12 protein-coding genes are annotated in these 12,312 nt (G+C 36.7%); 10 read left to right on the top strand and 2 right to left on the bottom strand.

What is annotated here, in order from left to right:
- Positions 1–2 precede the first annotated feature (2 nt).
- Entirely contained in the window at positions 3–491 is a 489-nt protein-coding gene (locus tag QLG01_RS16365; RefSeq protein WP_014207405.1) for a YaiI/YqxD family protein, read from the bottom strand.
- Between the two features lie 245 nt (positions 492–736).
- On the opposite strand from QLG01_RS16365, the gene QLG01_RS16360 reads away from it, so the two are divergent.
- Both QLG01_RS16360 and QLG01_RS16355 read left to right on the top strand, forming a co-directional pair.
- Positions 737–1,678 carry a hypothetical protein gene (locus QLG01_RS16360; RefSeq protein ID WP_004790613.1) on the top strand — a complete coding sequence of 314 codons (942 nt, stop codon included), beginning with the start codon at positions 737–739 and terminating at the stop codon, positions 1,676–1,678.
- Between the two features lie 33 nt (positions 1,679–1,711).
- Positions 1,712–1,858, top strand: a complete 147-nt coding sequence (locus tag QLG01_RS16355) for a hypothetical protein (RefSeq protein WP_004790612.1) — start codon at positions 1,712–1,714, stop codon at positions 1,856–1,858.
- 59 nt (positions 1,859–1,917) lie between these two features.
- Here QLG01_RS16355 and serC read toward each other — a convergent pair whose 3' ends face one another.
- Complete coding sequence (gene serC / locus QLG01_RS16350) at positions 1,918–2,997, bottom strand: 3-phosphoserine/phosphohydroxythreonine transaminase (protein ID WP_282496954.1); 1,080 nt, start codon at positions 2,995–2,997, stop codon at positions 1,918–1,920.
- A 385-nt stretch (positions 2,998–3,382) separates the two neighbouring features.
- Between serC and QLG01_RS16345 the strand changes: the two genes are divergently transcribed.
- The 8 genes from QLG01_RS16345 (at position 3,383) to QLG01_RS16310 (ending at position 12,293) form a co-directional block, all read left to right on the top strand.
- Entirely contained in the window at positions 3,383–4,870 is a 1,488-nt protein-coding gene (locus QLG01_RS16345) for a TolC family protein (RefSeq protein ID WP_282496953.1), read from the top strand.
- A gap of 12 nt (positions 4,871–4,882) precedes the next feature.
- Positions 4,883–6,004, top strand: coding sequence for an efflux RND transporter periplasmic adaptor subunit (locus QLG01_RS16340; protein WP_282496952.1), 1,122 nt, complete (start codon positions 4,883–4,885; stop codon positions 6,002–6,004).
- A 3-nt stretch (positions 6,005–6,007) separates the two neighbouring features.
- Positions 6,008–7,138 (top strand): ABC transporter permease, encoded by a 1,131-nt coding sequence (locus tag QLG01_RS16335; RefSeq protein WP_192455047.1) that lies wholly within the window; start codon positions 6,008–6,010, stop codon positions 7,136–7,138.
- Positions 7,135–8,226, top strand: a complete 1,092-nt coding sequence (locus QLG01_RS16330) for an ABC transporter permease (RefSeq protein ID WP_151768767.1) — start codon at positions 7,135–7,137, stop codon at positions 8,224–8,226. The genes QLG01_RS16335 and QLG01_RS16330 overlap by 4 nt, the downstream gene beginning before the upstream one ends.
- A gap of 259 nt (positions 8,227–8,485) precedes the next feature.
- Positions 8,486–9,280 carry a ChbG/HpnK family deacetylase gene (locus QLG01_RS16325; protein ID WP_282496951.1) on the top strand — a complete coding sequence of 265 codons (795 nt, stop codon included), beginning with the start codon at positions 8,486–8,488 and terminating at the stop codon, positions 9,278–9,280.
- Complete coding sequence (locus QLG01_RS16320) at positions 9,277–10,257, top strand: glycosyltransferase family 2 protein (protein ID WP_282496950.1); 981 nt, start codon at positions 9,277–9,279, stop codon at positions 10,255–10,257. The genes QLG01_RS16325 and QLG01_RS16320 overlap by 4 nt, the downstream gene beginning before the upstream one ends.
- On the top strand, positions 10,257–10,637 hold the full coding sequence (locus QLG01_RS16315) for a GtrA family protein (RefSeq protein WP_151827763.1): 381 nt from the start codon (positions 10,257–10,259) through the stop codon (positions 10,635–10,637). The genes QLG01_RS16320 and QLG01_RS16315 overlap by 1 nt, the downstream gene beginning before the upstream one ends.
- Before the next feature lie 9 nt (positions 10,638–10,646).
- Complete coding sequence (locus QLG01_RS16310; protein WP_282496949.1) at positions 10,647–12,293, top strand: glycosyltransferase family 39 protein; 1,647 nt, start codon at positions 10,647–10,649, stop codon at positions 12,291–12,293.
- Positions 12,294–12,312 lie beyond the last annotated feature (19 nt).

The following is a 12,312-nucleotide window of genomic DNA, read 5'->3' as shown; positions in this document are numbered from 1 at the left end:
GCTCACTTAGCTGTTTTACGTTTTTGCTTTAAAATTGTTTGATCTAATGAACTTGAAAATTCACGCTTATCTCGCTCGGAAATAGGCGGTGGTCCACCAGTTTGCACACCCGCACCACGAAGCGTATCCATGAAATCACGCAGATGTAAACGTGCTTTTACATTCGCAGTTGTATAGACTTCACCACGCGGATGAATAGCAACGCCTCCTTTCTCGATCACTTGAGCTGCCAGTGGAATATCTTGCGTAATGACAATGTCATTTTCAGTCATACGATCAACTATTTCTTTATCGGCCTGATCTGCACCACTTAAAACTTGTATTGACTTAATACGAACAGAAGGTGTAATCCCAACATTTTGATTGGCAACAAAAATAACTTCTAATTGATAACGATCTGATGCACGCAAAATTACTTCACGTAAAATTTTTGGTAAGGCGTCTGCGTCTACCCATAGCTTAAATGGCAGCACGTTATTCTCTATTTCCACTAAAAATCTAAGTCTAACAGATGCTTTTCGAAGGTGAGTAGAAATAAACATTAAACTTATTTTTAATTTCAACATTCAAGTTTTTATAGAGGAAGCTTCCTTTTAATTTATGAATAGAAGCCGCATTTCTCTTTAAATGACTAAATATGTGCTTTTACAAGAGAATTTACACATGATGACTTGAAAAATAGTAAACACCCTCGATTTAATATAACAAGTAATGTGAACCCAACAGCATCGTGCTTATGAAAAATCAAAACAGTCCAGAAGTAATTAAAGTAAATGACCAAAATTTTGGTAGTCATGGCGAACATTGGAATCTATTGACGTCCCATCCTGAAACAGATGTACCAAAATGGTTAGGACTAGCACTTGATGCACCTGTAATGCCGATGGGCTTATGCGAACATGAAGAAGATATGGATCAATCTTTTTGGTTGATTCAAGGCCCACAAAACCAAAAAGTTACAATCAACCAGATTATTGCTGTTGAAAACCAAAAGCCTCGAGCACTCAAAACAGCCTTTCCAAGTTTTGAAAGCCCATATCAATATAATGCAAAAATTGAACGTATCATTACTTGTGACTCTGCAACGCAAGCCGTGTTAAGTTTAAGACTAAATAAAAATACAACCGTTTATGCGTTTGATAATTTATTTAGCGTTAACGCTTGTCAATATGACAAAAACCAAAACTATCAAGTTCAATTTAATGCATGGGCTTATGAATTAGAACCAGTTCCAGCAGGTGAGAAAATTGTTGTTGATGACCCAGCTTCAATTAAACATCATCGTGCATTAAATGCAATTTTGACTGAACATAATGGTATTGCTCCTGAAAATTTGCAGGAACTCATTAATGAATGGCAGCCAAAAACCCCAGAAGATCAAGAACCTGTAACTGTTGATTTTTCTAAAATGGTCGCATATTTATATGGCGAAAATCTTGGTCAAGAAGATGAAGCATGGTTCCAAGGTAATATTGTTGGCAAAACTTCTATGACATTTATGGGGGCAGAATATACCCTTTATGATGTCACTTTGGTTTTAGAAGATGATCTTCCTGCCATATTAGTGCGCATTGCGACCAAAAACGATTTGTATAAAAACTTTAATATTGGCGAATATATTCGCGGTAATATCTGGATTCAGGCGACTATTTGTGCTAAAAAGGGTGAAACTAATTGAATTTCACTAATATTTTAATAATTAGGTTATTGAATGAAGATTATACCCGAACAAACTACCAGCCTCATTCAATCTAGTAGCCTGCGCGTAAAGGTCGATACTGGTGCGTTTTGCTTTTTTGTATTGGGTATGTTTTTAGCTGCCATATTCATGCACCAACTTGGTTTAGTGCCTTTTTAGTTTATAAAATTTATTCAAAAATAAAGCCCTCATTTGAGGGCTTTATTTATTTGATTTGCTTAACCATTACGTTTTGCAAAATCATCCATAAAGCTAATTAAAGCCTGTACGCCTTCTAATGGTACAGCATTATAAATACTTGCACGCATACCACCTACAGAACGGTGTCCAGCTAAATTCAACAAATGGTTTGCTTCAGCTTCTTTTAAGAATTGCTTGTCTAAAGCTTCATCTGCCAAGGTAAAAGGTACATTCATAATTGAACGGTTCGGAATTGCAATCGGGTTATTGTAGAAATCGCTTGAATCGATATAACCATATAACAACTGAGCTTTTTCAAGGTTAACTTTATGGATAGCATCTACCCCACCCTGCTCTAGTAACCATTCAAATACTAAACCAGACAAGTACCAAGCGTAAGTCGATGGCGTATTTACCATAGAACCATTTTTCGCTTGATCACCATATTTTAAAATGCTTGGAATTTCTGGTTTAGCTTGATCAAGTAAGTCATCACGAATAATGACAATTGTTAAACCAGCAGGACCAATATTTTTTTGTGCGCCAGCATAGATTAAACCAAACTTGGTCACATCTAATGGAGCAGATAAAATACTTGATGAATAGTCACAAACGAGTGGAGCTTTTACATCAGGAATTCCTGCGAACTGTAAGCCACCAATCGTTTCATTATCCGCATAATGTCCATAGGCTGCATCGTCAGATAAATTCCATTCGCTTTGTTCAGAAATTGCGAACTTACCATCTACTTTAATACCAGCATTTACAACATTAATGTCGCCATAACGTTTTGCTTCTTTTAATGCTTTTTCAGACCAGATGCCCGTATCAATATAATCAGCTTTACTGTTCTTACCTAAAAGGTTTAAAGGAATCGCAGAAAATTGTAATGACGCACCGCCTTGTAAAAACAGTACTTTATAGTTTTCTGGAATATTCATTAGCTTGCGTAAATCTGCTTCAGCTTTTTCAGCCACAGCAACATAGTCAGCACTACGATGACTCATTTCCATGATGGATAGACCTTTACCTTGCCAATCCAACAATTCTTGTTGAGCTTTTTCTAAAACGGCAGTAGGTAATGCAGCAGGACCAGCACAGAAATTGTACGCGCGCATGATTTTTCCCTTGTATAAAGTCAAACACAATAAAAATGGCATTTAACCACAGATTGCTTAAGCTTGCAGCAGCTTCTCAAGTAAATATTTCAATGCTGGACTGTATTTAAGTTTATTTTTTCAATTACTAGTGCCGTTATTTACTTACTTTTAATTACTGCCTTCCAAGTTTAAAAAGATTTTTAAGCAAAAAGATCAACTTGACTTGTGATTATAATTTCACATACCTTGATAGATATTAGAAAAAATATTGGCTTAGTAAATTCAATAATTAAAGGAGCTAAAATCAAAATGTTTTTATACAAATGTATAATAAACAATATGATAATTGAATTTAATAACAAGAAATTTAAACTATAAGGGATGCCAGAAATTGTTATTTAAAATGCCAGCACATCGATATAGACAGTCTATTTTTCCCTTTTCATTTAAACCTAAACATCTTGCTTTGGCTTTAGGCTTTTTTTTCACTAATCATTTATATGCCCAAAGCTTAAGTTATGCAGAAGCAGAACAACAAGCTTTGAAAAGTTCATATAGTACTCAAGCCAACCAAGCATTACAGCAAGCATCTCAATTAGAAGCTGAAGCAGTAAAGGGCCTCGGATTACCTCGAGTTGATTTAAATGTGAGAGCATATGCTTTTCATAGTGAAACAGATGTACCTCTTGGCTCTTTTAAACAAAAACTTGAGAATGATTTAAGTCAAGGACTCAATGACAAGCTTTCACAGTGGAACAATGTCATTCCATCGGATGTGCTGGGACAAGTTCAAGAAGGCGCCAATCAAACCATCCATGATGGTATTAACCGATTTCCAGATTATGCGAATCTGACCATTGAAGATCAGGTAGTACGCCCTTCTATTTCGGTCGTTATGCCACTCTATACAGGTGGTTTAACCAGCAGTGCAAAAAAACTAGCAAATATCCAAGCACAGCGTTCAGAGCTTTCAAGCCAGCAACAACAAGATATACAGCGGTTTGAAGTGGTACAAAGCTATTTCAATGTTCAATTACAGCAGCAGCTGGTCGCAAGTAGCTTATTTAACTTTAATGCGATGCAGAAACATTACAGCAATGCCCTAAAGCTCGAACAACAAGGATTTATTAGTAAAGGGCAACGCATGCAGTTTGAAGTCGCTCGTAATAATGCAGAACGTACTTTACAAAATACTCAAGCCAACTTAAACGCCAGCCGCTTTAGCCTTAATAATCTTTTACATCAACAAAATAATGTAGATTTAAGTACGCCACTATTTGTAAATAACACCCCAAGCCAGTCTCTAGAATCACTTTTAAGCAGTTATTCGCAAAAATCTAGCCTTGTACAAAAAATGCAGATGGATACTCAACTGGCTAATGTAAATATTCAAGCTCAGGAAGCTGCAAAAAAACCAAGTCTTTTTGCTTTTGGTGAATATGCTCTCGATAAAAATGAAAACTGGATTGTCGGTGTAATGGCAAAATACAACCTATTTTCAGGTGTAGATAAAAATAAGAATATTCACGCTGCCGAATTGAAGCGCTATGCCTCTGAACTCATGACTGAACGAACTAAACAAGAGATTGAAGCTCTTTTGAATAAATCATATAACGAACTTAACTCTGCTCAACAAAGTCATCAGCTCTTACAAAGAAACGTAAATGCCGCTCAAGAAAACCTACGTATCCAAGAGCTTTCTTTCCGTGAAGGAATGGGTACAGCAACCCAAGTAATTGATGCACAAAATGCATTAAGCGCGTTAAAAACTGAAATGGCTTTAAATGCTTATAAATATGTCATGTCACTCGCGACTTTACTACAAAGTCACGGCTCAATTGACCAGTTTAAAGCTTACGTTAATCAACCACATACCGACTATATTCGTTAAGGGGAGTATAAAATGAATCAAGACTCAGCTCATTCAGAACAAGATGCTCCTGTTGCGGATACGGCAGAAAACAACCCAGTTCAAAAAGATGATCAAGCAAGTGATCATCAAGAATCAAGCACAAATAAAAGTGACTCCAAACCACCTAAAAATTCAAAAATTAAACTGATTATTGGTGTAATCATTATTGCCCTATTGGGTTTAATTATTTTTGGTTTGTGGAAAAGTTATCAGCCAAAGCCTATTGAACTACAAGGCCGAGTTGAAGCCGAAACTATTCACGTAAGCACAAAAGTTCCGAGTCGTATTGAAGAAATTTATGTACAAGAAGGCCAGAAAATTTCCAAAGGCCAGCCACTTGTTCGTTTAGTTAGCCCGGAAATAGAAGCTAAAAAGCAACAAGCTTTGGCTACCTTACAATCTGCTTTAGCATTTCAATCTACGGTAGATCGTGGTTCTCAACAAGAGAATATCGATACACTTTATGCCAACTGGCAAAGCACAAAAGCACAAGCAAACCTTGCAAAAACCACTTACCAACGTGGTGAAAATTTATATAGACAAGGTGTCATTTCGCGGCAAAGACGAGATGAAATGCTCGCAGCACAAACTTCTGCTCAAGAATTAAGTGAAGCTTCTTATCAACAATATGCTCGTGCAAAACGTGGCAGTACGAGCCAACAAAAATCTACAGCAGATGCACAGGTTGAAATTGCAAAAGCAGCTGTAGGTGAAGCAAAAGCACTAGAGGAAGAAACACGTTTACTCTCTCCTATTTCAGGTACAGTTTCAAAAACTTATGGCAAACCTTCTGAGTTAGTCGCTATGGGTGTACCTGTTGTCAGCATTTTAGAAGATGATGATTTATGGGTAAGCTTAAACGTGGGTGAAAATCAATATACCTCTGTTTATAAAAATAAAACCCTTGAAGGATTCATTCCAGCACTTAATCAGAATGTGAATTTTAAAATTAAAAATATAGATGCTGAAGGTGAATTTGCCACCATAAAAACGACTCGCCAAACTGGAGGCTATGATATTCGCAGCTTTAAACTGCATCTTGTGCCTGAGCGTCCAGTGCAAGATTTAAAAGTTGGGATGAGTGTTCTATTTAAAATTAAAGAAGAAAAATAAAGCATGTTTGCCAGTATATTACGTGAACTAAACTATCTAAAAAGCAACAAATGGGATTTGTGTATGGTGACACTCATCCCCGCTTTTATCATTTTTATGTTTAGCAGCATGTTTTACGCAGGTAAAGCTGAGCACTTACCAATTGCGATTATTGATCAGGACCAAAGTGAACTCAGCCGTAATATTGAAAAGTATCTTTCGTTAAATCATACGGTAGATATTAAAACAGTTACGGCAAGCTCCACAGAAGCGGAGCAACTACTCAATGAAACCAAAATATGGGGATATGTTTTCATTCCAGACGGCGCCGAAAAGCGTTTTGTGAAAGCCCAAGATGCTCAAATCAGCATTGCATTTAACCAGTCTTTTTTTAGTGTCGGTAATACAATTTCTTCAGCAATGTTGGTCAGCACCCTCAATGCTTTAGCAGACTATGCAGGCCAAAGTTATCTCGCAAATAATATCCCCTATTTAGATGTTCCTACTGCTCATGTCAAAATCTCAACGCTTTATAACCCAAGCATGAGCTATGAGTTTTATTTAGAACCCTTCATGGTTCCTGCTGTATTGCATCTATTGCTATGCTGCTGTGTTGCCTTTGCCATTGGACAAGAACTGAAACGTGGCACATTAACCCAGTGGGTAAACCGAGAAAGTTTTATTCAAGGCTTATTGGCTAAAAATTTACTCTATAGTCTTATTTTTTGTTTCTGGACATGGTTATGGATGTTTTGGCTAGTCGAAATCCGAGGCTGGTTTGTAGCGGGTTCTCTTAGTTTATTGCTATGCGCACAATTCCTACTTTATTTTGCCTATGCTTTGATTAGCAGCACAGTGATTTTAGCAACCAAAAATTTAAGCAAAACTTTTGGCTTTATTGCCGTTTATGGTGGGTCATCTTTAAGTTTTGCAGGCGTTACCCTGCCTTTAAATAATGCACCGATTTTCACTAAGTTTTGGTCACTTATTATTCCCTATACCCCTTATGCCAAACTGCAAACTGAACAATGGGTCATTGGAAGTCCAATTTTCATTTCAATCACTCCATTTTTAATACTTATGGGTTATTGCCTTATTTATTTCTTCTTAAGTTGTCTGCTTCTTAAAAAACTAATTCAGGGAGCAGCACAATGAAAGAGTTTTTAAAGGCATATTTGCAAACTTTTAAAGATATTGTAGGAAACAGTTCAGTTTTCACAACTCTGATTTTATCGGTCATTCTTTATAGTTTTTTTTACCCGACCGCCTATAAAGCTGAGCGGGCTGAATCAATTCCAATCGTGATTGTTGATGAAGAACAAAGCCTCCTAACGTCTCAATTAATCGGTCAAAGTGCAAATAGTCCGCATGTTCATATTGTTACTGTTACAAGCAATTTCTTACAAGCAGAACAAATGGTTCGTGAACAAAAAGCCGATGGTATTTTACTTTTACCAAGTAACCTAACGCAAAGCTTACGACGCGGAGAAACTGGTGGAATTGGCTTATACTTAAGTACAACCAACTTTTTAAAAACTAAAGAAATTGGGCTAGGTCTTGCTACATCTATTGAGGCCACATTAAAAGAATATGTCGAAAAATTTGGAGAGCGCACACATTTCCAACCCGCACTTTCTATTCATCAGGTCCCTTTATTTAACCCCCTTTCAGGCTATGGAAGTTATATTTTTCCGGCTGTTGCATCTTTAATTATCCATCAAACCATTGTGTTAGGTTTAGCGATGCTGATTGCAAGCTACCGTGAGCAACACCAAAAAATTACAGCTGTTCGCTTCGCTGGAATTTTCGCAAGTATATTTACTATTGGTTGTTTAAGTAGTTTTTATCTTTTTGGTTTTACGTTGTGGTTCAACGACTATCCACACGGTGGAAACTTCACTGGTTTACTAGTCGCTGTTCCTATTTTCATTAGTTGTGTGATTGGATTAGGTATGTTGATTGGTTCACTTTTAGATATGCCAGAACGTGCTGGACATATTATTGTGTTTAGCTCTGTACCCCTATTCTTATTAACTGGTGCTGCATGGCCACATCAAGCAATGCCTGAATGGTTACAATGGTTTGCGTGGTGTCTACCATCAACACATGGGGTACAAATGTTTGTGCAACTTAACCAGATGGGTGTTCCTTTAGCCACAGTTGTACCAAAACTGATATTTCTTGCGACAATCGGTCTTATTTTTTTAATCTGGGCATATTCACGTTTAAAAACCTCCAAGTGAAGAGTTTTCTAAACTTGGAGCATAAATTATATTTTTATTTACTATAAAATCTGATAGTTAAAAGTCATTCCTTAAAAACTATTGACCATAAAAATATAAAAAAACCAATAAATTCAAATTATTAATTGGTAACAATTGTCATAAAACCTTAAAAAAACTTTAAGTTGAAATTAAGAAAATTTCTCCATAGTAAAACTGTTTAGTTTTTCAGCAGCCTAAAAGGGTAACTCTGCTACCCTGCTCTATGACGGAATTTGATATGGCAAAGGTATGTTATTGCGCAGATGACTTTGCAATGAATGCAGAGATATCTAATGCAATTATTCAGTTAATTGAAAGAGGAGCACTGCAAGCGACCTCATGTATGACTCAATCTGAACTCTGGGAAACAGCTGCTGCCAAACTCAAACCTTTCTCGAATCAAATTGATATTGGCTTACACTTAAATTTCACTTATGCGTTTACTTCAGGTAATACGGTTTTCTCATTACCTGCACTCATGTTTCGCGCATGGTCATCAAATCTTAACCGTGAATTAATTACCCAGTGTATTGAAGAACAATGGGATGCATTTGTTTCAGTCATGGGAAAACAACCCGATTTTATTGATGGACACCAACATGTTCATCAATTTCCGTTTATACGGGATATTTTGCTACAGCTTTTAAAAGAGAAAAATTTCACTGGTTGGATACGTAATTTACAACATCCAATTTATCTACCCCATTATCGTTTTAAAACTCATATGCTTTCTGCACTTGGCTCAAATGCCTTAGCAAAGGCGTGCCAAAATTACCAGTTTAGCCAAAATGAATATTTCGCTGGTATCTACGACTTTAAACAAACTGATTATGCCGAACTGAATCAATATTGGCTTGCTCAAGCAAAAGACCACTTACTGATTATGTGCCATCCCTCACTTTCTACACCAAGTGAGCAAGACCCAATCCAGCATGCACGTATCCAAGAATACCAATATTTTTCTTCTGATCAGTTCCCTCTTGATTGCCAGAAAAATGGCATCCACCTTACCAGACTAGGGGCAATGCAATGAGCACAAAACCTTTTTTATCCTGCGTTGTTCCCGCTTATAACGAAGCAGAGAATTTAAAGACATTTATTCCAGCTTTAGCAAACAGCTTAAAGCAACAAAATCTTAGCTATGAAATTATTGTGGTCGATGATGGCAGTAAGGACGATACCATTCCGATCTTGCAAACAATGATCGAAGATTATCCTTTAGTTGTGCTGGAATTATCACGAAATTTTGGTAAGGAAGCTGCTTTAAGCGCAGGTTTAGACCATGTAAATGGTGAAGTTGCGCTTCTCATTGATGCTGACTTTCAACATCCTTTTGAAGCAATACCGACCATGATTAACCTTTGGAAAAATGGTTATGACATGGTTTATGGCATTCGTAATCGTACTACTGAATCATGGCTCAAACGGACCTTAACTCAAGGTTACTACCGTATTTTAAACTTAAGCTCTCCTATTGATATTCCTGAAAATGCTGGTGATTTCAGACTTCTTGACGCAAAAGTTGTTGAAGCGATTAAACAACTACCAGAAAAAAATCGCTATATGAAAGGCCTTTATGCATGGGTCGGTTTTAAAAGTATCGGGATTAATTTCTCCGAGCAAGATCGTCAACATGGTCGTTCTAGTTTTAACGTAAAGTCATTATTCAATCTGGCAATGTCGGGTTTAACTGGGTTTTCAGATTTACCTTTACGAATTTGTATTTATCTAGGTGCCCTGTTGGCTTTAGGCGCTATGAGTTACGGTGTCTGGATCATTATTAAAACCCTGATTGAAGGAATTTCTGTACCAGGTTGGGCAACTCTTGCAGCAGGTATGACACTATTAGGTGGTATTCAATTGTTATTCATTGGAATTTTAGGTGAATACATTGGCCGTATTTATGCAGAAGTTAAAAATCGACCTAAATATATTGTTTCAACCGAACATTCTCGTATTAAGCAAGAACACTCAATCACTCACTCAGAAAATACGTTCTCTAGTTTCTAATGTTTGCACATATTTTTCAGTTCGCGCGGTTTACCACGACTGGGGCCGCGGCGGCACTTACGCACTACAGTATTGTCATGCTCTTGTTTAAACGAAACATTGCATTGCAATATGCCAATTTAGTCGCTTTTCTACTTGCCTATTGGGTGAGCTATTTTGGGCATCGTATTTTTACTTTTAAAGCCCAGCATATTTCTCATCGACACACACTACCCAAATTTACCTTAGTCGCTGGATTAGGTTTTTTATTCAATGAGAGTTTTCTCTTACTTTCTAATCTGTATTTCAGCGCCCCTGTTTCAACATTGGTTTGTGTGGCTATTGTCCTGACTTCAATTGTGACTTTCTTGCTTAACCGTTTTTTTGCATTTCAACATTAAGGATTATGTATGCAGCAATGGCTTCGTAGTTCCAAATTCTTATTAATATTTTTACCGATTTGGTTGTTTGTTTTGTCTTGGATAAGACCTCTCTCTGTGCCAGATGAAGGACGCTACGGAGACATTAGTCGATCTATGTTTGAGTCGGGAGATTGGTTGATTCCCCGTATCAATAGCTTGCCATTTATGCATAAGCCTCCTCTATTACATTGGTTAAGTTCTATATTTATGGAACTGTTCGGTATGCATATTTGGGTATTGAGATTAGTTCCAGTGCTAGCAGCTACACTCATGCTCGTCAGCCTATTCTTATTCGTTAGAAAGCACATTTCAGAACGTATAGCACAACTTACTGCCATTATTTTAGGCACCAATTTACTGTTTTTTGGTAGTAGTGAATATATTAACCATGACCTCCTGCTTGCTTCATGGATTACAGTCAGTGTTTTATGTTTTGTTGATTTCACAATTTCAGCGCGTAAATCTATTTTATTTTTAGGATATTTTGCAGGTGCGGCTGCGTTCTTAAGTAAAGGCCTGATTGGTGTATTAATTCCCGGCATGATTCTCTTACCATGGTTGCTTTACACCAAACAATGGAAAAAAATCCCTTCATTGCTTAACCCTTTGGGGATTCTGTTATTTATATTATTGGTTAGTCCATGGCTCTATGCAGTCCAACTTAAATACCCTCAATTTTTGCATTATTTCTTTATCGACCAACAATTTAGTCGATTTAGCTCAAAAGAGTTTAATAATAAGCAACCATGGTGTTTCTATCTCATTATTTTAATGTTCAGCTTTTTACCATGGATTCTGTCGAGTAGATTTGGATCTATTAAAGCCGTATTTCAAAATTACAAGAAGTCCGCTTTACTGGCCCTGCTTATATGGTGGTTTATTTCTGTTACGGTTTTCTTCTCTATTCCGCCTTCTAAGCTAGCTGGCTATATTTTACCAGCTGTGCCTCCACTCGCTGTTTTCTTGGCTCTTGTTATCAACCAAGTACTTGAAAGTGAATATAAAACTAAATTACAGGTTTGGGGTTTACCTATATTTATTATGCTTGTCGGAATAGGTATTGCTGCTACACCGCATTTCATGCGTGCACATCAACCCTTTTTCCAAAACCAAGCGGTATTTATTTATATCATTGGCTTACTATTAGTTGTGCTTCCACTGGCTCTAGTCTGGTTATATAAAACGCAGAAATTAAACTATTTGAACTATATTTTTATCAGTTTAATTGTTCTATGTAGTTCAGTCCCCTTCGCCGTTCGTATTTTAGATACCAAAAATAATGTGGGACAAACGAGTTTTTCTGAATATATGACACCATCAACAAAAATAGTTTTCTACAATTACTATTTCTATGATGTGCCTTTCCTTTTACAGCTAAAACAGCCTGTATATATTGTAAATCAATGGGATACAGTACATTCAGATAGTGCTTCTTTAGAAATTAAAGATGGTTTATTGTTTGAACCACAACGCAAAAAATACTTATGGAGTGAGCAACAGCTTCAAGATGCTTTAACGCAAAAGCAAGATTTGATTGTCGTAAGTCAACCTCATAATTTTGCGACTAAAGATCCATCTGTTAAAACACTCCATTATCGAAATTATGATGTATTTATCTTCCACTCAAACAAATAAATAACCCAATAAAAAAGGA

Source organism: Acinetobacter sp. V89_4 (genome assembly GCF_029967875.1).
Classification (GTDB): domain Bacteria; phylum Pseudomonadota; class Gammaproteobacteria; order Pseudomonadales; family Moraxellaceae; genus Acinetobacter; species Acinetobacter oleivorans.
The sequence above is the reverse complement of the archived record's forward strand: the minus strand, read 5'-3'. Positions and strand labels throughout refer to the sequence as shown.

Coding starts and splice junctions, on each gene's coding strand:
- QLG01_RS16360 (WP_004790613.1), top strand. CDS start 737: ATGAAAAATCAAAACAGTCCAGAAGTAATTAAAGTAAATGACCAAAAT.
- QLG01_RS16355 (WP_004790612.1), top strand. CDS start 1,712: ATGAAGATTATACCCGAACAAACTACCAGCCTCATTCAATCTAGTAGC.
- serC (WP_282496954.1), bottom strand. CDS start 2,997: ATGCGCGCGTACAATTTCTGTGCTGGTCCTGCTGCATTACCTACTGCC.
- QLG01_RS16345 (WP_282496953.1), top strand. CDS start 3,383: ATGCCAGCACATCGATATAGACAGTCTATTTTTCCCTTTTCATTTAAA.
- QLG01_RS16340 (WP_282496952.1), top strand. CDS start 4,883: ATGAATCAAGACTCAGCTCATTCAGAACAAGATGCTCCTGTTGCGGAT.
- QLG01_RS16335 (WP_192455047.1), top strand. CDS start 6,008: ATGTTTGCCAGTATATTACGTGAACTAAACTATCTAAAAAGCAACAAA.
- QLG01_RS16330 (WP_151768767.1), top strand. CDS start 7,135: ATGAAAGAGTTTTTAAAGGCATATTTGCAAACTTTTAAAGATATTGTA.
- QLG01_RS16325 (WP_282496951.1), top strand. CDS start 8,486: ATGGCAAAGGTATGTTATTGCGCAGATGACTTTGCAATGAATGCAGAG.
- QLG01_RS16320 (WP_282496950.1), top strand. CDS start 9,277: ATGAGCACAAAACCTTTTTTATCCTGCGTTGTTCCCGCTTATAACGAA.
- QLG01_RS16315 (WP_151827763.1), top strand. CDS start 10,257: ATGTTTGCACATATTTTTCAGTTCGCGCGGTTTACCACGACTGGGGCC.
- QLG01_RS16310 (WP_282496949.1), top strand. CDS start 10,647: ATGCAGCAATGGCTTCGTAGTTCCAAATTCTTATTAATATTTTTACCG.